Consider the following 20732-nt stretch of genomic DNA (forward strand, 5'->3'; position numbering starts at 1 on the left):
ATAAAAAGATAGATGAAAATATATATTTTCATCTATCTTTTTAATTATTAAATTATGGTAAAATAATATGTATTTTTCAATATTTAATATTATTTAATGTTAAAATATAATTGAGGTGATAAATATGAAAAATATAAATGATTATATACATGTAGAACAAAATGATGATAAAAAATGTTCTATTAATTGCCATAAAATCACTATTGATTCAAAGAATAGACAAGATTTAGGAGAACATAAATTTAGTGAAATAAAAAATTATTTTAAAACTTTAAAAACTAAATTTGAAGATGAAAGCTCTGGAAAATATAGAGTACTAATTCCTAAAGATGCTTATGATTTAAAAGTTTTAATTGATGATTTAAATACTATTTTAAATAGCTAAAAGAGAGTTTAAAACAAACTCTCTTTTTTATTGCACTAACTTTTGGCTCATATATTTAATTTTAATTTATTTGCTATACTTTTTATGTAATAAAATCATTTCTTTTGCAAAAGATTTTAATGTTTCAACATTCATTAATTGATCTTCTGCATGTATTAATAATAAAGATGGTTCAACTTTATTTCCACTCGCCTCTTCTTGTATTAATGAAAAATGTGATTGATGAGCTTTTAATATTGCTTCTTCAGCTTCTTGTATTTTCTTTTCTGCTTCTTCAAATTTTTCTTCTCTTGATAATTCTAAAACTTCAAATAAAGCTGATTTTGCCTCTCCAACACTGCTTATTATTTGAAATGATACTAATTCTAAATTATCCATAACCATACCCCTTTACTATAAAATTTACACTATTATTTATAGCAAATATTATGCCAAATATAAAATATTCCTATTTATCATATGTTTAAATATATTTTTCTAATAAAATTTCATATGTGTGCAAAAATACTACTTATTAAGTACAAATTTATTAATACAAATACACACTTTAGAATATATTTTTTAAATTTCATACATTATCTTTCAAATATTGACACAGAAACTTAAAAATACTTTTAAACTTATTATACTTTAATAATATTGAATTGTTAATTATATTTAATTTTAATGTATCACATATGATTTTAAAAGTTAATTTTAATAAAATACTTATGTTTAACAGAACTAATTTTAATTATTTTAAGCCTAAATTTCATACCCTGCTTTTCTCAGTTTTGCTACAACATTAATTCCAACTATTGATATTATAAAACTTAATAATATATCACTTGGTAAAAATGCTATAACTCCTATCTTAATTGCTAAAAAAACACTCATTGTATTACCTAAATAAAAATTATAAATAATATACATATACGAAACTCCAAATATATATATAATAGCTAATCCACATAAACATGAAAAAAATATTTTTAATAAAGTTAGTTTTTTAATATTTTCTGTTATTTTTCCTATAATAAATGAAGCTAATATAAATCCTAGTAAATATCCAAATGTAGGTTGCAATATATACTGTGGACCTCCACCTTGTGTAAATATAGGTATTCCTATAAGACCTACAAATACGTATAAAATTTGTGATAATGCTCCAAGTTTACTTCCAAGTAAAATTGCACCTATTGCACAAAAGAAATATTGTAATGTAAACGGAACTATAGGTAATGGTATTTTTATAAATGCACCTATTGCTGTAAGTGCTGCAAACATTGAAATTAATATTAAATCCCTAGCTTTTAAATTCATAATAACCCTCCATTATTTTGACAATCAAACTAATTATTTAATATAATATATTTTTTCAAAATTATTGTCAACCCATTTTAAATAATTTTGGGTGACAAATAAAAAACATAGATATTTTTATCTATGTTTTAATTCTAATTATAAAACCCTATCTATATTCAAACAAATCTATATAATTAATTCATCATTTAATAATATTTTAAATTTTTATTATTTGTAGTTATTATTATATAAGCTCCATTATTAACTTTTTTTAATAATCTAAGCATACTATTTTCTGGTATGCTTATACAACCTGCAGTATTTCCTCTTCCATTACAATGAATAAATATAGCAGAACCTTTTCCTTTCCTTTGATTTCTATTATAATCAATTACCATGCCATATTTATATTGATAATGGTCTATCATATGTTCTCCCCTTTCACCTTTTCCTTCATACCACTTGTTATAGTACTTAGAATTACTATTATCTACAAAATATGAGTTATTAGTTATTTTTTTATAATTTAACTTAGTTCCTGGATTGCTACTAAATCCAAATCCATATAATATAGAATATACTCCAATTGGTGTAGCTCCATCTCCTTCATGTTTATTTTTTTTAAATCCTGCATATCCATGTCTTGCCTTTTCATTTAAAATTTGTTCCCATATACCATTATTTTTCTCAAAAAAATATAGTCTATCTCCAGATACTAATATTATTTGTTTTGTTTTTTTAGAAATTTTAGTTTTCGATATATCTTTAGCTAACCCACTTTCTTCCCATCTACCACTACTATTTAAGTAGTACCATGAACTACCGTCTTTCAGCCAGCCGGTCTTCATTTTTCCATTTCCATTTAAGTAATACCATGAACTTCCTTCTTTTAACCAGCCTGTCTTCATTTTTCCATTTCCACTTAAGTAGTACCATGAACTTCCTTCTTTTAACCAGCCTGTCTTCATTTTTCCATTTCCACTTAAGTAATACCACGAACTTCCGTCTTTTAGCCAACCGGTCTTCATTTTTCCATTTCCACTTAAGTAGTACCATGAACTTCCTTCTTTTAACCAGCCTGTATTCATTTTTCCATTTCCACTTAAGTAATACCACGAACTTCCTTCTTTTAACCAGCCTGTCTTCATTTTTCCATTTCCACTTAAGTAATACCACGAACTTCCTTCTTTTAACCAGCCTGTCTTCATTTTTCCATTTCCATTTAAGTAATACCATGAACTTCCGTCTTTTAGCCAACCGGTCTTCATTTTTCCATTTCCACTTAAGTAATACCATGAACTTCCGTCTTTTAGCCAACCGGTCTTCATTTTTCCATTTCCACTTAAGTAGTACCAATTATTATTATCTTTAATCCATCCATATGATTTACTTTGATTTTTATTTATAATGTCTGCATTGACTTTTAAATTAGGAACTATAAAAAAAATAACAATAATGATACAAATTAATTTCAAAAAATTTTTTCCTCTCATAAACTTCTCCTTATTAAAAACATAAATTTGATATATATTTTAAAATTTAGTAAACAGATTAATATAAACTTAAATTTACATAAAAACTCAATAACTCTTACTATTTTTAAATTTATAATTTTTGTTTATTTTTTCTATTTTTTTCTTTTTATGTATTATAGCATTCTTTTTAATAATATTAAACTTTTTAATATAATTGTATTTAATAAATTTACTTAATACACTTTTTGTTTTATAAGTACATTAAATATACATTTATATTAAATAACTTTTTTGTTATAATGTTATTAAAGTAAACATTTACATAAGGTTTAAATTATGTAAATATTATTATTTATTAATTAAAGTTTAAGGAGTGATTTAAATGAAAATTTATACTAGCGATGAAAATAAATTAGAATTTCATTCATTAGCAGATGATATTAGGCAATTTTTAATATCTAATCCTAATAAGTTTTTTACTCCAGCAGAAATTAGTGAAAATATAAATTCAATACCTTATAGCAATTTAAAATCAGCTTTATCTTTTGCAAATGCTGAAAAAGAAATAGATCCTTCAAAACATATAGATTCAATTTGTTCTTATTTAGAAAAGCAACATTTAATAAGAAAAGTGATGAAAATTTGTCCTTACAAAGGAATACCATCCAATGCATTTTCTAATTTTTAAATAAAAAAAACGTGTCTAATTTATGACACGTTTTTTTATTTAATTGATTTGCAACTTTCTCTTTTTATAAGTTTAACTGGCAAAACTATTTTTTTGCTTATTTCTCTGCTATTTTCTAATCTTTCTAAAATAGTGTTTAATGCAGTTTCTCCCATAAGCTCTACAAATACTTTTACAGTTGTAAGAGATGGTGTTAAAAACTTTGCTGTTGCAATATCATCAAATCCTATTATGCTTATATCTTCTGGAATAGAATATCCCTTTTCATTAATTGCTTTATAAGCACCTATAGCCATAGGATCACTAGATATAAATATAGCCGTAGGTAAGTTTTTATTCTCAAGCATTTTTTTCATAAGTTCATAACCATCTTCTAATGTAAAATCTCCTTTATATACCCACTCTTTTTTATAATTACCTTTCTCTTTCATATATTCTGTATATATCTTTTCTCTATCATTAAATAATTCTTTTTTTTCTTTATCATTATGAGCTATTACTCTACCACCTATATATGCTATATTTTTATGACCTAAACTTTCAAGATAACTTAAAGCACTTAAAACTCCTTGTTTAAAATTTACAACAATAGAGTCATATTTCCATTCATCAGGAGATGAATCTACAAATATAATTTCTTTAGTTATACATTCTAATTTTTTTATTTCCTCATTAGTAAATATACCTATAGCTATTATTCCATTTATTCCTTTATATTTTGATGTAGGCTCACTAATTAATTTATCTATATATACTGATTTAAACTCTATATTTTTTTCATTACACATTTTTTCAATTGCCATTCTAATATATAAAAAATATGGATCATTTGATTCTCCATCTATAAAGCTACTTACAATACCTATATTATACACCTTATCCCTAAGTTTTTTTTGCTTTGCAGTCATATAATTCATTTTATCAGCAATTTCTAAAACCTTTTCTCTTGTTTCCTCTGAAACATTTAAACTTTTATCCAAATTCAAAACCCTAGATACAGTTGATATTGATACACCTGCAATATTTGCTATATCTTTTATAGTCGCCAATATCTTTCACCTCTTTCTCATAACATATTATATATTAAGGTATTTTAAATATCAAAATAATAAAAATATGGATTTGAATATTAAATTCAAATCCATATTTATTTTTATTTAAATATTGTTTTTTAATGAATCTATATATTTTTTCATAGATTTTATTCCTGATTCATTCCATTTAAATACACCACAATCTTCAAGAACTTTTATAAATACTTTTCCTACTTCATTTCTTACAATTGATTCCACATTATTTTCGTTTATATTTTTATTATTTTTTAATATTTCATAAAACCAATCTAAGTGTATTCCTATTTCATCTTTATCTATAAGATCTTCATTACCTAAAAGCAAATTTTTTTCTATTAATTTAAGTTCTTCTTTCAACCTAGATGGTAAAACTGCAAGTCCTAAAACTTCAATAAGACCTATATTTTCCTTCTTTATATGATGTAATTGTGCATGTGGATGAAATATTCCATATGGATGTTCATTATTTCTTCTATTATTTCTTAGTACAAGGTCTAATTCATACTTTTCATCAGAAAATCTTCCAATTGGAGTTATTGTATTATGAGGAACATTTTCTGAATAAGCAAATATACCTTCATCTTCATCAGAGTATTCTCTCCAATGACTTAATATTTTACCAGCAAGTTCACTTAATTCTTCTCTATTTTTACCTTTTAATCTTACTACTGTTAATGGCCATTTAATTATAGATAACTCTATATCATTATAATTTTTTATATTAAACTTAAATACATCTTCTGCATAATTCATTGCAAATTTATAATTTCCACCTTGATAATGATCATGAGTAAGTATTGATCCTCCAACTATTGGTAAATCTGCATTTGATCCTACAAAATAATGTGGAAATTTTTCTACAAACTCCAATATTCTATCGAAGCTTTCCTTTGTTATTTTCATAGGGATATGCTCTCCTGAAAACACTATGCAATGCTCATTATAATATGCATATGGAGAATACTGTAAAAACCACTCTTTATTCAAAAGATTTATAGGAATAACTCTTAAATTCTGCCTAGCAGGATGATTTACCCTTCCTGAATATCCTTCATTTTCTTTACAAAGTAAACATTTTGGATATCCTGACTGTGGAAGATTTTTAGCAGCTTCTATTGCCTTTGGATCCTTTTCAGGCTTTGATAAATTTATAGTTATATCAATATTTCCATATTCTGAACTTGTTTTCCATACAACATTTTTAGCTATTCTATCTGTTCTTATATAATCACAAGCTCTACTTATATTATGAAAGTATGTTGTTGCATCTTTAGGACTATTTTTATATTTATAATTAAAATCTTTAATTACTTCAGATGGCCTTTTAATTAAAATCCCCATTATTTTAGTATCAAAAAGATCTCTATATATTGGAGTATTATATTCAATTAAACCTTTCTCATATGCATAATCTAAAAGATTCTCTAAAATAGGTGTTGGAGTATTTAAATCTTCATCATCTATATTCTGTTGTTTATAATCATCTAATTTAAAGAGATCAAGTAAACTATTTCTTATATATACTTCATCTTCAGTTTCTATTAAACTCTTTTTCAAAGAATATTTTATTAACCTATCAATCTCTCTATAAATTTCCATAATATCACACCCTATATTTCTCTAGTTGAATCACCTATATTTGCTATATAAAAATCTGCATCATATCCTATAATTTCTTTATACTTTTCTCCTACATACTTTATAAAACTTTCTACAAAATCCTTTTTAACTATAGATACCGTACAACCTCCAAAACCAGCTCCGGTCATTCTAGAACCTATAGTCCCTTCACATTCCCATGCAAGATTAACTAATGTATCTAATTCTTTTCCAGTTACTTCATAATCATCTCTTAATGAAATATGTGATTGGTTCATAAGCTCACCAAATGTTTTTAAATCATTATTTTCTAAAGCTTCCTTTGCTTTAAGAGTTCTAACATTTTCATATACAGCATGCTTAGCTCTCTTTATTCTAATTTCATCTTTTATTAAATTTTTATTATTTTCAAACTCTTCAATTGTAAGTTCTCCTAATGAATTAATATTTAATTTTTCTTTTAATTCAGATAAGGATTCTTCACATTCGCTTCTTCTCTCATTATATTTTGAATCTGCAAGTCCTCTTCTTTTATTCGTATTTGATATAATTATAACTTCATTTTTTAAATTTATATCTGAGTAACTATATTTTAAAGTGTTACAATCTAACAATATAGCCTTATTTTCTTTTCCCATTCCTATAGCAAATTGATCCATAATACCGCAATTTACGCCTATAAATTTATTTTCTGCCCTTTGTGAATATTTAACTAAATCTATTCTATCAATATTTAAGTTAAATAACTTGTCCATCATAACTCCAATTAATAGCTCAAGTGAAGCTGATGATGAAAGTCCTGCTCCGTTTGGTATATTTCCATATATTACAACATCAAATCCTTTATCTATAACATAACCTTCTTTTTGTAATACATCTATAACTCCTTTACAATAATTTGCCCAATCATGCTCTTTTTCATATTTTAACCCATCTAAGCTAAACTCTATAACACCTAAGTTTTCAAAGTTTTTTGAATACATTCTTACTTTATTATCATCTCTTAATTTTATTACTCCAAAAGTACCAAAACTTATTGCACAAGGAAATACATTTCCACCATTATAATCAGTATGTTCTCCAATTAAATTAACTCTTCCAGGTGAAAAAAATACTCTAGCTCCCTCTTTATATCCATAAACCTCATTAAAAATATTTAACATTTTTTGCTTCAAAATATTTACACCCCTTCTATATAATTTTATTTGTTAATATAATATTAACACCTTTAGAAAACATTTTCAATATTTTTACTTAAATTTTCCTTATATTTTTACTCATTTTTACTAAGATTATTTCATTTATTTTTACTATATATTTTTAATTAAATAAAAAAGAGAGCTATTTAAATAGCTCTACTTCATTTTATTTATCTTTTCTTTTTAAGTCTTAGCTTTGCAGGACCTCTACTTTTTTTCCCTTTATACATTTTAGTTTCTTCATTTCTTGATTGGTTATTAGAATTTCTACCTTTTCTATTATCTCTTAAATTCCTATTACTTTTTGAGCCTTTATTATCCCTTTGATGTACTTTTCCTTTAGTTTTAGACTTTCCATGTTGACTTGCTATGTATCTTGTTTCTTTTGATTGAATTAAACATTTAGGACCATTACCTATTAAATCTTCCCTTCCAGCTTTAATTAAAGCATCATAAACAAGATTATAGTTTTTAGGATTTTTAAATTGAAGAAGTGCTCTTTGCATAGCCTTTTCTTCTTTAGTTTTAGGAATATATACTTCTTCCATAGTTAAAGGATCAAGTCCTGTATAAAACATTGTTGTTGACATTGTTCCAGGAGTAGGATAAAAATCTTGAACTTGCTCTGGTTGATACTTTATATCTCTTAAATATTCAGCAAGTTGAATTGCTTCTTTTAATCCACTTCCTGGATGACTTGACATTAAATACGGAATTATATATTGTTCTTTTTTCAGTTGTCTATTTATTTTAAAGAATTTTTCTCTAAATTTATCATATGTTTTTCCTGATGGCTTGTTCATATACTTTAAAGTTTGTGGAGCTACATGCTCTGGAGCGACTTTAAGTTGACCACTTACATGATGCTCTACAAGTTCTCTGAAGAAAGTATCATCTTTGTCAGCCATTATATAATCATATCTTAATCCTGATCTTACAAAAGCTTTTTTAACTTTTGGAATTTTCCTTATTTCTCGTAAGAGATGTAGGTACTCACTATGATCAACATCCATATTTTTGCAAACACCAGGAGTTAAACATTGTTTATTTTTACATGCTCCTATTGTAAGTTGATGTTTACAAGCAGGTTTTCTAAAGTTTGCTGTAGGTCCACCAACATCATGTATATACCCTTTAAAATCTTTAAATGTTGTAATCTCTCTTGCTTCTTCAAGTATTGATTCTTCACTTCTGCTTTGAACAGCTCTTCCTTGATGGAATGTTATGGCACAGAAGTTACAGTTACCAAAACAACCTCTTGAACTTACTATAGAAAACTTAACTTCTTCTATTGCTGGTATACCACCATCCTTTTCATATATAGGATGATAGTTTTTAGTATATGGAAGAGCATAAACTTCATCAAGCTCTTCTCTTGTTAATGGCATTTCTGGTTTATTTATAACAACATATCTATTTCCATGCTTCTGTATAAGTTGCTTTCCTCTAATTGGATCTTGCTCTTCATATTGAATTTTAAATGCTTTTGCATATTTCACCTTATCATTTGCAACTTCTTCTAAAGAAGGCAATATTTTATAATCTCCGTATACTTCATCTAATGATTCTATAGTATAACATGTTCCATTTACATGTCTTATGTACTTGGCTTCAAATCCATCATTTAACGCATTTGCTACTTCAACTATTTGTTTTTCACTCATACCATATACTAATAAATCTGCACCACTATCTATAAGTATTGAATTTCTTACATTATCTCCCCAATAATCATAATGAGCAAATCTTCTAAGACTAGCTTCTATTCCACCTATTATAACATTAACATGCTTGTAGGCCTCTCTAATTTTATTACAATAAACTATTGTTGCTCTATCTGGTCTTGCCCCCATTCTTCCGCCTGGAGTATACATATCCTTATCTCTTCTTCTTTTACTTACAGTATAATGATTAACCATGGAATCCATATTACCACCATTAACTAAAAAACCAAGTCTTGGTCTACCAAGTTTTTTAAAGTCATCTATACTATGCCAATCTGGCTGTGCAATTATACCAACTTTATACCCTGCATTTTCTAAAACTCTTGAAATTATAGCAGTTCCAAAACTATGATGGTCTACATAAGCATCTCCTGTAACTATAATAAAATCACACTGATTCCATCCTCTTTCTTCCATATCCTTTTTACTTATCGGTAAAAATCTATTTTCTGTCATATTATCACCTTCTATCTATAATTATTAACCTATTATATTATTTTCTAATCTAGATTACTATTATAAAGCATATTCTCTTATTATAATACTTTTATTCAATAAAAAAAGTAAATTTTAAAAATTATTTTTAGTTATGATGTATAAAAAAGTAAAAAGAGAAGATTATTAACATACTCTTCTCTCTTATATAATGATTTAATTTATATTTTGTTTAATATACTCTAGTATATATTTTTCCGAAAAATCTTTACCTAACAGTACATTTTTAATTTGGTTAAAATCTATATTTTCTAATGTATCTGAATATATTTCTGCATTGTATATCTTATTATTTTTTATACTTAACAAAATTTGAATATTACCAAAATCAAACTTTTCCTCTAGCATAACGTTATAATTTGGGCTTTCTCCAAAATTCCACTCTCTACTTTTATACTTTTCATGTAAAGAACATTTCTTATAACTTTCATTATATATATCTTTTTTAACTATATTCCCATATACTTTTTTAAAAGCATTTTCTAAAGAACTCTTTAAAATACTAACATTTATTTCATTACTTAAACTACTAAGATTAATTATTCTACTTTTTACAGATGTTATTCCTTTAGATTGCAATTTTAACTTTGAAGGCTTTAGAGCTTTTTGTAAAATATCTGTATTTACATTAATCATAATAGTTCCATGATGAAAATAATTTTCTCCATCATCATAAAATGCATTTCCTGAAAATTTTTTACCTTGTATTAACAAATCATTTCTTCCTGAAAATTCTACATTTAATCCAAACTTTTCTACTGCTAACTTTATAACACTTAATTGTTTTTCTAAATTCGCATTACAACTTTTTGTTATGAAAGTAAAATTTAAATTGTTTATATCATGAAATACTGTACCTCCTCCTGATATGCGTCTAACTAAATTTATATTATTTTTATTAATATAATCTATATCACACTCTAAATAAGGATTTTGATTTCTACCAATAACAACAGTATTTTCATTTTGCCAAAGATATAATATATTTTCATTTTCTAAAACATTATTTAAAAGTTCTTCTTCCAACGCTAAATTATAATATGGATTTAACTCCTCAGATATAACTATTCTATTCATGGTAATGTATAGCTCCTATACTAAGACCAAGTGCCGCTTCATGAATCACTTCAGAGGTTGTTGGATGAGCAAATATTGTTTCAATTATTTCATCTTCACTAATATTATTTTTAATAATTAATGTTAATGAACTTATTAAAGTAGATGCATCTACTCCTATTACTGATGCCCCAACTATTTTATTTTCATCTATATCTTTAATTAATTTTATAAATCCTCTTGTTTCTCCCATAGTCAATGCTTTTCCATTTGCTGAGAATGGAAATTTACTTATCTTTATATTTATATTCTTCTCATTACATTGTCTTTCTGTTAATCCAACATTCGCAATTTCTGGAGAAGTAAAAATTACATTTGGAACATAATCATAGCTTATTTCTTTATTTTTACCGAGTATATTATCTATAGCAACTATACCTTGATGAGATGCAACATGTGCAAGTTGAATTTTATTGGTAACATCTCCTATAGCATATATATTATCTACATTAGTTTTTAATTTATTATCTACACTTATTCCTTTTCCATTTTCATTTAATTTTATATCAGTATTTTCTATGCCTAAATTTTTAATATTAGGTTCTCTTCCTATTGCAACTAAAACGTTTTCTGATACTAAATACTTATCCTTTCCTTCATTTTCAAAAAATACTATTGCTTCTCCATTTTCTGATTTTTCAATTTTATTAACCTTTGAACTTGTGTATATATTAATTCCATTTTCTTTTGCTATTTCTTTAATTTCACATGATACATCATCATCAACCATAGTTAAAAGTCTGTCCATATATTCAACAACATTTACTTTAACACCAAAATTTGAATATATAAAAGCAAACTCCATTCCTATAACTCCACCACCAATTATAGTAATTGATTTAGGTAATTTTTTATTATCTAATGCAGATGTACTATTTAATACAAATGGTAATTCTATTCCTTTTATATTTATTTTTGAAATATTAGAACCTGTAGCAATTATAATATTTTCTGCATTTATTTTATACTCATCTTTTCCTTTTTTAACTAATACAGTTTTATTATTTATGAATTCTGCATTTCCTTTAATTACTTTTACATTGTTTTTATTTAATAAATATTCAATACCTGATTTTAAATTATTTTTTATATTATTCTTTCTTTCAACAACCTTTTCCATTTGTAGTTTAATTTCTTTAATTTCAAAACCAAATTCCTCACCTAAAATAGCTTCATTATATATTTCCGAAGATTTAACAAATGCTTTTGTTGGTATACATCCTACATTTAAACAAGTTCCGCCAAGATTATCTTTTTCTACTAATATAACATTCATCCCATTTTTAGCAGCATATATTGCAGAAACGTATCCACCAGGGCCTCCACCTATTATTAAAACATCTGTATTTATATTTTCTTTCTTTCCTTTAATTAAATTTGCAAAATAATCTACTTTAACACTATTATCCTTTTTATTCTCTTTAACCTCTTCTAATTCATCTACTATAAATAAAATATCTCCTTTTTTTACTTCTTGTCCTTCTGATACTTTTATTTCTTTTATTTTAAAGCTACTAGTAGATTTAAAAGGGGTATTTCCTTTGTTAGTTTCTATTTGCAATAATATTTGATTTTTCTTCACTATATCTCCTATAGATACATTTATTTTACCTACTTTAGCAGAATTTCCATTTATATTTTTTATAGTTATTTCCATATAAATCTAACCACCTTCAAAAATTTTAGAATAACTTCTTCAATTAAAAAGATTGCTTTAAAAACTATACTTTACTATAGCTCTTACAGCAATCTTTTAAAATATAATCTCTAAATTTTTAATGAAATTTTATTTGAAATCATTTTCAAATTCATCAATACAATCTTTTAATAAAGTTACTGTATATGCCATAGTTGGGCCTCCACCAAATGCAACTGAAACCATAGCAGCTTCTAATATTTCTTCTCTAGTAGCACCAGCTTCTAATGCTTTGTATGAATGGAACACTATGCAATATTCACATCTGTTATAAGTTGCTATACCAATACTTATTAATTCTTTTGTTTTTGTGCTTATAGCTCCTTCTGCATAGTTTGTACCTAATAGGTTCATAAATGCATTAACATTTTCACCATTTGTTTCTCCTAAACTACTTAATCCATTCATAAAATCATTTAACATTTGTCTTACATCTTTTTTCATACTAATCCTCCTACAATATAAACTCTCAATATATTAATTACACAAATACTTGCCATGCTAAGTATTATAATATAAAAATACCACCTAAAGGTGGTATTGTCAATCTTAACTTATATTATTTACCATTTTTTCTAATACTTTTTTAAATATATCTAATTCTTCACTACTAATACCTATTGTAGCATCTTTTTGAAATTGTTCACCTAAAGGTAATAATTTATTTCTAAGAGTTATACCTTTATCAGTTAAAAATATACTAGTTATTCTTCTATCATTATCATTCTTTTTTCTTATAACTAATTCTTCTTTTTCCATTCTATCAATTAATCTCACCATTGATGACTCTTTTACATTCATAAGATCTGAAAGTTCTCTTTGAAATATTCCATTATCATATTTTCCTATATAAAAAATAGCTATCCATTGAACTCTAGTTACTCCATACTCCTGTAATCTTCTATTAAATTCATCTGATATCTTTTTAGAACATTTATTAGTAATAAATCCAATACAATCATCTATATTAAACATAATTTCATCTCCATAATATAATCCTTAATACATTAGTATGATATTATATTTAATAAAAAAAGTAAATGAACAATATACCTATATATTTTCTAAAATCTTATTTAATCCTAGTATAGCTGCTCCAACAGCTCCACATATTTGTGGTTCATCAGCTATAACTAATTTACTATTTAGCTTCTCTTCTATAGCTTTTATTACCCCTTTATTTTTAGCTACCCCACCTGTCATCATATATTTTTCACATCTACCAACTCTTTCTACAAGACCTACAGTTTTTGTTGCAATAGATTTATTTACACCGTGTATTATATCTCTTCTCTCTTTATTTTCAGCTATTAAAGTTATAACTTCTGATTCTGCAAATACAGAACAAACACTTGTTATTGTAAGATCTTCATTATATGATAATCCTTCTTGTGACATAGTTTCTAAATCAATTTCTAAAGTTTTAGCTATCATCTCTAAAAATCTTCCAGTTCCAGCTGCACATTTATCATTCATTACAAAACTTTTTACATTTCCATTTTCATCTAACCCTATAGCCTTGCTATCTTGACCTCCTATATCTATAATAGTTCTTACTTCTGGATTAAAAAAGTGTGCTCCCATACCATGACATGTTATTTCTGTTATATTTTCATCCACAAAAGGAATATTATATCTTCCATATCCAGTTCCTACTATAAGTGTAATATCTTCTTTTGAAATTCCAGCTTCCTTAATTGCTAATTCATAAGCAGCGTTTGCTGAATCCATACTTTTAGCACCTGTTTTAACTATTATACTGCTTAACATATTTTTATCTTTATCCATAATAACTGCATTTGTAGAAGTTGATCCACTATCTATTCCCATAACATAAATTTTATCTTTATTTTTAATTTCTTTCATTTTTACTTTTCCTCCACTTAACTGTTCATTAAATGCTTCAATACGTGTTTTTATTTGTCCTGCACTTTGACTTGTAAGGTCTGTTTCTATTTTAAGTATAGGAGTTTTTCCCCTTTGTAAATTTACATATTCAAAAGAATAATGATCACAAAACTTAACTGTATGATAGATTATTCCTTTTAAATTTGGATCTTCTGTCAATGCTCTTCTATTTGTAGTATCCTCCATTCTCATACAAGGTGTATAACCTAATATTTCATCTGAATACCATGTAATAGCTTCATCTTTATCATTAAAATTTTTAATTTCAGTTAAATAATGTTCTCTAGAACAAGTATGATTTATTAAAGGGTAATCTAGCAAATCCTCTACATTATTTATAAATTCTTTTGATATTTTTGCTCCCATTACAGCTATATATGGAGTATTTGGAGCCTTATTATTATCTAAATATTTATAAAGTCCTTTATTGAATTTTTCTATATTAAACTTTTTTCCACTAAACTTTTCATACTCATCAATAAACTTTAATATTTCTCTTTTTAACATATTTTTTGCACAACAATTATTCTTTCTTGGCAAATCCATCATATATACAAATTTAATTGAAGGAATATTCTCTAAAGTATCTTTAAGTCTTCTTATTGAATCACAACAGTTTACCAAAAATACTTTATCTATTTTCTTTTCGATTATTGTATCTAAAAGAGCTTTACTATATGAACACATGTTAGGATGTAAAAATTTATCTGACTCATTAAATTGAGAAACCTCACCATCTATAACAATTCCCTTTTCATCAAAAGCATCAAATACAGCAAAAGGACTATATTTACACATGCAAGCTATCATCTATATTTTCCTCCTTACTATTTAACATTTCAAAGAAGGCTTCAAGTCTTGTTTTATTTTGTCCTTCTTGACTATTTCTTCTATCTACTGCATCACCATCAATACTTAATACAGGAATATTATTTTTTTCTAAAGTATCCTTAAGTATTAATGAACCACCACTTGATTGTTTGCATCCAAAATGACAAAAGTTAATAACACCATCTGCATTTAAATCTTTTGCATATTTTAATATATTATTTGCTCTTCTTTCATAAGGTCCGTTATATGAATTTAAAATTATTTTCTTTGCAATAGATGAATATGGATCATTTATATCTAATTTTTTCATATAATCAACATTCATATCTGAAATTAATAATTGATGCTCTTTATTTAAATCTAATAAATCTTTTATGGCGTCACTATAAAATGGCAATAGATGAACCCATAATAATCTTTTTTCAGCTTTTACATCAGGATATTTTTCTATATCTTCTGCTAGTAGCTTATAAAACTTTAAAGTATCTTTTCTTCCCATTCCAGGATGTGTTACAAATACTTTAAACATTTCTGAAGTTATTGTATTTGGAAAGTATTTATGCTTTAAATTTTCTAAATATGTATTATAATATTCTATTGATTGATTTTCATTTAAAATAACTTCCTTTAACTTCTCTTCATTTAATTTCTTATGTGTATTATCTTCAATGAAAACCACCATTTCTTTTAATTGATCTTTAACATACTCTTCTGCTTCAATATTATATTCATAAGGAACATCTATAACAAACTTTTCTATATTATAAATATTCGAAATATGTCTAAATGTATTAATATTCCCATCACATGCAGTAGATGTTGTAATAGCAAACTTTGGTTTAGGTAAAATTTTAGTCATAGCTGCTCCTAAAAAAGTTTTATGATATGAACAAAGACTATCTGATATACCAAAGCTTTCTGCTTTATCAATTAAAACATCTTCAAATTTTGTTCCTGATATGTAAGATGAAAAAGCTTCTATAAGCTGTGGATGCATATCAAAAGCATGTAAAAATTCAGTAGGTGTAAATACATTTACAAAGGCTGTATTTTCTGGATCTTTTAATGGCTCTAATGTAAACTTCATACAAAGCTTAGATAAATATCTAAGAGATTTAGGTAAATTCCTATCTCCTAATAAATTTAAATTTAAATACTCTAAATCATATCCTGCTTTAAGTAATTTTCTTACCTTATCTGGATTTTCAATATTATTTTTTAAAATATTGCTATAAATTTTTATAAAGTCCATATTTTCTCCTTAGGTTTAATTATTTTTTATTAATCAAATATTTATTATAACTTACTTTTTTTTATTTACTTTTACTATTCTGTGTACAAAAAATTAACAATACTTTATATTATTTTTTAAATTATATATTTAAAATAAAAAATATGCCTTATTTTAAATTTAATAGGGCATATTTTTATCTTTAACTAACATTTTTATAATACTTTTTCTTTAAGTTTATATAAATAAATTTTGAAATTATACCTACTAATAATGTAATAAATAAACATATAACCCCACATAACATAAAAAATTCTTCTGGTAATGCCTTTATTATAGGATCTGTAATAGGATTAAATATCCAATAATCATTATTAAAAAGTATTTTATGAAATTTATCAAATACAAATGTAAAATCAAAGTAAATAAAAATTAATATAAAAAATACAACAATAACAGTAAAGAAAAATAAATAATTCAAACTATTAATTGGTAATTTAAATTTATTATTCCTATTTAATAAAAATAATATAATTCCTACTATTAATAAAATTAAAAATATAACTTCTATTATAAAAACTATATTCTTAACTTCCCAAAAATGAAATTTTCCTGTGGAACTCATAACAAAATTATCAAATTTAAGTTCTTTTACAAAAGGATTAGTAACATATGAAATTATTTTTTTATAATCTTCTATCAATAAATCTTTTTGTATTCCACTAATAATTTCTATATTAAAAAAATTTATACACATTTTATATATAAATGTAGAATTAAAAATTATTAGTACAGAACTTAATATTGAAATTATAAAAAAATATATAGCTATAAGTAATTCTTTAATGAAATTTTTCATTTAACACCTCTTTATACATAATATATAAAATATACCACATAAACATATAAATTTCCATATAAATACATATATTGCAATATTAATATGACAGATACCTAAATTGTCACGTTTACAATTACACTTTTTGGTTAATTATTTTTTATTTTGACACTTTTTATTAGTAATATTTTTTTAGTTTTTTTAATTAAATCATCATTTTTTTAATAATTTATCAACTATTTTCGCTATTTTATAACTATTTTTTATGTAAACATTTATGTAAACATGAACATTTTAAATTTTTATTATTTTATTTAGAATTACATTTATGATATTCTGTATTCACGGTGCTGCTGGGACAAGTTTTAGCACTTTATATTTTTGAAATTACGGAGGTCTAGTGATGAAGAAACTTAACTGTAAACAATTAACTAAGAAACTAATATTTTTCTTTCTTGGTTTATGGATAATTCAAACTGGTGTTGCAATATTTATAGGAACTAATATAGGTTCTGACCCTTTTACTGTATTTACTCAAGGTTTAGCTAATGTTATAGGAATAACTCCTGGTATTGGTAATATGATAATTACATTCACATTTTTAGTTATTATATTAATTGTTGAAAGACATTACATAAATATCGGTACTGTTCTTGCTATGTTTGCAGCTGGTCCATTTATCGATTTAATGATAAGATTTTTTGAACCATTTAATTTTTCACAATACAACCTTATAGTAAAAATGATCTTATTAGCAGTTAGTTGTATAATAATCGCTATCGGTTTCTCATTACTTAAGGCTACAGAACTTGGAGTTTCTCCAAATGATGTTATTCCTTTTATATTATCAGATAAAAGCAAAAAAGAATATCGTGTTGTTCGTATGTGTTTAGATGCAGCTTTCTTAATAATTGGTTTCTTACTTGGGGGAGTTGTTGGAGTTGGAACTATAATAGCAGCTTTACTTACAGGTCCATCAATTCAATTCTTTATGCCAAAATTAGAAAAAGTTGTTCACAAATTCATATATACTAATGATGAATTAGAAGCTAGAAGAAATCAAGTTGTTGAAGAAGTAATTGAAACAAATTAATTTATATATTAAAAGAAGTACTATATAGTACTTCTTTTTTTGTTTTTATTAAAATGTAATATTATTTATACTTTTTCTAACTATATAAATAACTTTAATAAATATATTTTTATAATACTTTTGTATATTATTATAAATTCTGTCAATACTTCAAATACATAGCTAAGAAATGGAGGATATACTTTAACATATATTTTAATCTCCTTTTAAATATTTTGTTATAAGAATATAACTTAAAACATTAACAAAACCTTATAGATAAACCTTCTAAAAATAATACTTATATCCTCCTTCTTAATTACATATTTAAAGAATTTATAAAATTATTAAACACATTATTTCCTCTGTTTATTATAAATAAATTTTTTCTACATCTACTTATAGCAGTATATATAAGTTCCATATTTTTATCACTTTTATCTATTATGAAGATTAAATTTTCAATTTCCCATCCAGTGAACTTTTCTATAGTACACATTTTTAATCCTTCTGATGTTGCTGAAAAATTATATTGTCTTGCCTCACGTAAATTTTCTAATATTCCCATATTATTTTCTCTTTTATTTATTAATAAAAATTCTTCTTTTGTCTCAAACATTCTTTCAATATTTATTCCATACTTTTTTCGAGCATAATATTCCATATCTCTTAATTCATCTAAATTCCCGCATATAATACATGTATTTTTATATTCTAAATTTTTATTATCCAAATAAAATTTACTTTTTTCAAATACATCTATATATGATAAATCATTAAAATATACATAAATTATTTCATCATCATTTATTGCTAATCCAATTTGTTCTTCAATAAATATATTATCTAATTCATATTTCTTTATAAAAAATTTTTTTTGAAATTCTTTAAGTAATATTGCTATATTAGTTGAAATTCTATAAGATTTTGTAAGTTCATTCCATCTTCCTCTAATATTAGTTTTAACCATCTTTTTAGTATCTAATGCTCTATTATAAATATTTTGTTTTTCATCACCAAATAGTACATATTCTCCATTTTCCTTTAAAAATATATCCTTAATTAAGTCTAGCCACTCTCTTTTAAAATCTTGAACTTCATCTATAAATATTGCATCGTATTTATTTTCTTTTTTTACTAAAATACTAAATAACTTATATATATCTTCACTACTTAAACCTTTTATATCTATTCCTAAATCCAAAGCCCTTTGATTTATAAACATATAATAATTATTTATATAAAATATACTCCAATCAAACTTAATTTTTGAATTATTCATTTTATCCTTTATATAATTTTTTAAAGTATTATTATATGTTAATATTAAAATTTTTCCATGTCCATTTATTCTTTTATAAGCGGATATAGCTCTATTACATAATAAAGTTGTCTTACCACTTCCAGCAATTCCTTTTATCTTTACTTTTGCCCCAGCTTTACTTTTCATAAGTTCTATCTTTTTTTTATCTAAATTTATATATTTTACATTGCCACTATTATATTTTTCCCCTTTAATAACTTTTATGGCAATATTATAAATTTCTTTATCAAATAACTCATTTGGCTTTAATATATTTTTTATATCATTTATTATTTTTGAATTATCTCCCCAAAATTTTATACTTTTCATCTCTTTTGTATTATTACTAAATTTATTTATTACATCATAACTTTTACTCCCTGCAAAATATATAGCAGTATGAATTAAATTATTATAATTTGAATTTAATATTGTTCTTTTTATAATTTCTTCTATATGATATTTATAAATATTTTCTTTATATGTAATTAATTTTTCAAAAGGAGTTATAAATGGTACTTTATTATTTCTATTACTTTTATCTATTATAATTCCATAATCTCCAGCATTTCCACCAGTTACATATATATAATTTTCTAAATTCCAATCTAATATATCTAAAATTAATATTCCAGAATTCTCTTTAATTATTAAAATATTTAAATTATCTCCATTTATATTTGGTTTTATAAATATATTAAAACTATTATCTAGCTCCTCTTTAAATTTTTTTATTAAATTTAACTCTCCAACAGTTAACTCTGGTAATGTCTTCTTTAGATTACCATGAAATATAGCCATAACCAGTCCCCCAA

Annotated in this window: 18 protein-coding genes; 3 read left to right on the forward strand and 15 right to left on the reverse strand. The window is 24.6% G+C overall.

Annotated elements, in window-relative coordinates; all coding sequences use genetic code 11:
* Nucleotides 1-124 precede the first annotated feature (124 nt).
* Nucleotides 125-385, forward strand: a complete 261-nt coding sequence (locus AC4FQW_RS04095) for a hypothetical protein (protein WP_491147397.1) — start codon at nucleotides 125-127, stop codon at nucleotides 383-385.
* A 66-nt stretch (nucleotides 386-451) separates the two neighbouring features.
* On the opposite strand, the gene AC4FQW_RS04100 is transcribed toward AC4FQW_RS04095, so the two are convergent.
* The 3 genes from AC4FQW_RS04100 to AC4FQW_RS04110 form a co-directional block, all read right to left on the reverse strand.
* Nucleotides 452-763, reverse strand: a complete 312-nt coding sequence (locus AC4FQW_RS04100) for a PTS sugar transporter subunit IIA (protein ID WP_491147399.1) — start codon at nucleotides 761-763, stop codon at nucleotides 452-454.
* A 366-nt stretch (nucleotides 764-1129) separates the two neighbouring features.
* Nucleotides 1130-1687, reverse strand: a complete 558-nt coding sequence (locus AC4FQW_RS04105) for a biotin transporter BioY (RefSeq protein ID WP_491147401.1) — start codon at nucleotides 1685-1687, stop codon at nucleotides 1130-1132.
* 188 nt (nucleotides 1688-1875) lie between these two features.
* On the reverse strand, nucleotides 1876-3162 hold the full coding sequence (locus AC4FQW_RS04110; RefSeq protein WP_491147403.1) for a L,D-transpeptidase family protein: 1287 nt from the start codon (nucleotides 3160-3162) through the stop codon (nucleotides 1876-1878).
* A gap of 364 nt (nucleotides 3163-3526) precedes the next feature.
* Here AC4FQW_RS04110 and AC4FQW_RS04115 point away from each other — a divergent pair, with 364 nt between their 5' ends.
* Nucleotides 3527-3832 (forward strand): hypothetical protein, encoded by a 306-nt coding sequence (locus AC4FQW_RS04115; RefSeq protein ID WP_303131060.1) that lies wholly within the window; start codon nucleotides 3527-3529, stop codon nucleotides 3830-3832.
* Nucleotides 3833-3867: 35 nt separating this feature from the next.
* Here AC4FQW_RS04115 and AC4FQW_RS04120 read toward each other — a convergent pair whose 3' ends face one another.
* From AC4FQW_RS04120 to AC4FQW_RS04170, 11 genes are all read right to left on the reverse strand, one after another.
* Entirely contained in the window at nucleotides 3868-4881 is a 1014-nt protein-coding gene (locus tag AC4FQW_RS04120) for a LacI family DNA-binding transcriptional regulator (protein WP_303131061.1), read from the reverse strand.
* Between the two features lie 108 nt (nucleotides 4882-4989).
* Complete coding sequence (gene galT, locus AC4FQW_RS04125) at nucleotides 4990-6504, reverse strand: UDP-glucose--hexose-1-phosphate uridylyltransferase (RefSeq protein ID WP_491147405.1); 1515 nt, start codon at nucleotides 6502-6504, stop codon at nucleotides 4990-4992.
* 11 nt (nucleotides 6505-6515) lie between these two features.
* Nucleotides 6516-7667, reverse strand: a complete 1152-nt coding sequence (locus AC4FQW_RS04130; RefSeq protein WP_491148152.1) for a galactokinase — start codon at nucleotides 7665-7667, stop codon at nucleotides 6516-6518.
* Nucleotides 7668-7873: 206 nt separating this feature from the next.
* The gene (locus tag AC4FQW_RS04135) at nucleotides 7874-9883 is read right to left on the reverse strand and encodes a YgiQ family radical SAM protein (RefSeq protein WP_491147407.1); all 2010 of its coding nucleotides are present in this window, start codon (nucleotides 9881-9883) and stop codon (nucleotides 7874-7876) included.
* A gap of 195 nt (nucleotides 9884-10078) precedes the next feature.
* Nucleotides 10079-10999 carry a lipoate--protein ligase gene (lplA, locus tag AC4FQW_RS04140; protein ID WP_491147409.1) on the reverse strand — a complete coding sequence of 307 codons (921 nt, stop codon included), beginning with the start codon at nucleotides 10997-10999 and terminating at the stop codon, nucleotides 10079-10081.
* Nucleotides 10992-12695: a dihydrolipoyl dehydrogenase gene (gene lpdA / locus AC4FQW_RS04145; protein ID WP_303130448.1), complete on the reverse strand. Its 1704-nt coding sequence runs from the start codon at nucleotides 12693-12695 to the stop codon at nucleotides 10992-10994. Before lpdA ends, lplA begins: the two co-directional genes overlap by 8 nt.
* A gap of 129 nt (nucleotides 12696-12824) precedes the next feature.
* Complete coding sequence (locus AC4FQW_RS04150; protein ID WP_303130451.1) at nucleotides 12825-13178, reverse strand: carboxymuconolactone decarboxylase family protein; 354 nt, start codon at nucleotides 13176-13178, stop codon at nucleotides 12825-12827.
* Nucleotides 13179-13283: 105 nt separating this feature from the next.
* On the reverse strand, nucleotides 13284-13709 hold the full coding sequence (locus AC4FQW_RS04155; RefSeq protein ID WP_303130453.1) for a MarR family winged helix-turn-helix transcriptional regulator: 426 nt from the start codon (nucleotides 13707-13709) through the stop codon (nucleotides 13284-13286).
* Between the two features lie 78 nt (nucleotides 13710-13787).
* On the reverse strand, nucleotides 13788-15452 hold the full coding sequence (locus AC4FQW_RS04160; RefSeq protein WP_303130456.1) for an acyl-CoA dehydratase activase: 1665 nt from the start codon (nucleotides 15450-15452) through the stop codon (nucleotides 13788-13790).
* Complete coding sequence (locus AC4FQW_RS04165; RefSeq protein ID WP_491147412.1) at nucleotides 15433-16725, reverse strand: 2-hydroxyacyl-CoA dehydratase subunit D; 1293 nt, start codon at nucleotides 16723-16725, stop codon at nucleotides 15433-15435. The genes AC4FQW_RS04160 and AC4FQW_RS04165 overlap by 20 nt, the downstream gene beginning before the upstream one ends.
* A 181-nt stretch (nucleotides 16726-16906) precedes the next feature.
* Nucleotides 16907-17563, reverse strand: a complete 657-nt coding sequence (locus AC4FQW_RS04170) for a TIGR01906 family membrane protein (RefSeq protein ID WP_491147414.1) — start codon at nucleotides 17561-17563, stop codon at nucleotides 16907-16909.
* A gap of 382 nt (nucleotides 17564-17945) precedes the next feature.
* Here AC4FQW_RS04170 and AC4FQW_RS04175 point away from each other — a divergent pair, with 382 nt between their 5' ends.
* The gene (locus AC4FQW_RS04175) at nucleotides 17946-18635 is read left to right on the forward strand and encodes a YczE/YyaS/YitT family protein (protein WP_303130464.1); all 690 of its coding nucleotides are present in this window, start codon (nucleotides 17946-17948) and stop codon (nucleotides 18633-18635) included.
* A 298-nt stretch (nucleotides 18636-18933) separates the two neighbouring features.
* Here AC4FQW_RS04175 and AC4FQW_RS04180 read toward each other — a convergent pair whose 3' ends face one another.
* Nucleotides 18934-20718 (reverse strand): AAA family ATPase, encoded by a 1785-nt coding sequence (locus AC4FQW_RS04180; RefSeq protein ID WP_491147415.1) that lies wholly within the window; start codon nucleotides 20716-20718, stop codon nucleotides 18934-18936.
* Between the last annotated feature and the right edge of the window lie 14 nt (nucleotides 20719-20732).

This window comes from Clostridium sp. TJA085 (assembly GCF_058310235.1).

What these genes read in the sequence shown, in the direction of transcription:
- AC4FQW_RS04130 (WP_491148152.1), bottom strand. Translation starts at nt 7,667, where the DNA reads ATGTTAAATATTTTTAATGAGGTTTATGGATATAAAGAGGGAGCTAGA.
- AC4FQW_RS04175 (WP_303130464.1), top strand. Translation starts at nt 17,946, where the DNA reads ATGAAGAAACTTAACTGTAAACAATTAACTAAGAAACTAATATTTTTC.
- AC4FQW_RS04180 (WP_491147415.1), bottom strand. Translation starts at nt 20,718, where the DNA reads ATGGCTATATTTCATGGTAATCTAAAGAAGACATTACCAGAGTTAACT.
- AC4FQW_RS04105 (WP_491147401.1), bottom strand. Translation starts at nt 1,687, where the DNA reads ATGAATTTAAAAGCTAGGGATTTAATATTAATTTCAATGTTTGCAGCA.
- AC4FQW_RS04095 (WP_491147397.1), top strand. Translation starts at nt 125, where the DNA reads ATGAAAAATATAAATGATTATATACATGTAGAACAAAATGATGATAAA.
- AC4FQW_RS04150 (WP_303130451.1), bottom strand. Translation starts at nt 13,178, where the DNA reads ATGAAAAAAGATGTAAGACAAATGTTAAATGATTTTATGAATGGATTA.
- AC4FQW_RS04165 (WP_491147412.1), bottom strand. Translation starts at nt 16,725, where the DNA reads ATGGACTTTATAAAAATTTATAGCAATATTTTAAAAAATAATATTGAA.
- lpdA (WP_303130448.1), bottom strand. Translation starts at nt 12,695, where the DNA reads ATGGAAATAACTATAAAAAATATAAATGGAAATTCTGCTAAAGTAGGT.
- AC4FQW_RS04160 (WP_303130456.1), bottom strand. Translation starts at nt 15,452, where the DNA reads ATGATAGCTTGCATGTGTAAATATAGTCCTTTTGCTGTATTTGATGCT.
- AC4FQW_RS04155 (WP_303130453.1), bottom strand. Translation starts at nt 13,709, where the DNA reads ATGTTTAATATAGATGATTGTATTGGATTTATTACTAATAAATGTTCT.
- lplA (WP_491147409.1), bottom strand. Translation starts at nt 10,999, where the DNA reads ATGAATAGAATAGTTATATCTGAGGAGTTAAATCCATATTATAATTTA.
- AC4FQW_RS04115 (WP_303131060.1), top strand. Translation starts at nt 3,527, where the DNA reads ATGAAAATTTATACTAGCGATGAAAATAAATTAGAATTTCATTCATTA.
- AC4FQW_RS04135 (WP_491147407.1), bottom strand. Translation starts at nt 9,883, where the DNA reads ATGACAGAAAATAGATTTTTACCGATAAGTAAAAAGGATATGGAAGAA.
- AC4FQW_RS04110 (WP_491147403.1), bottom strand. Translation starts at nt 3,162, where the DNA reads ATGAGAGGAAAAAATTTTTTGAAATTAATTTGTATCATTATTGTTATT.
- AC4FQW_RS04170 (WP_491147414.1), bottom strand. Translation starts at nt 17,563, where the DNA reads ATGAAAAATTTCATTAAAGAATTACTTATAGCTATATATTTTTTTATA.
- galT (WP_491147405.1), bottom strand. Translation starts at nt 6,504, where the DNA reads ATGGAAATTTATAGAGAGATTGATAGGTTAATAAAATATTCTTTGAAA.
- AC4FQW_RS04100 (WP_491147399.1), bottom strand. Translation starts at nt 763, where the DNA reads ATGGATAATTTAGAATTAGTATCATTTCAAATAATAAGCAGTGTTGGA.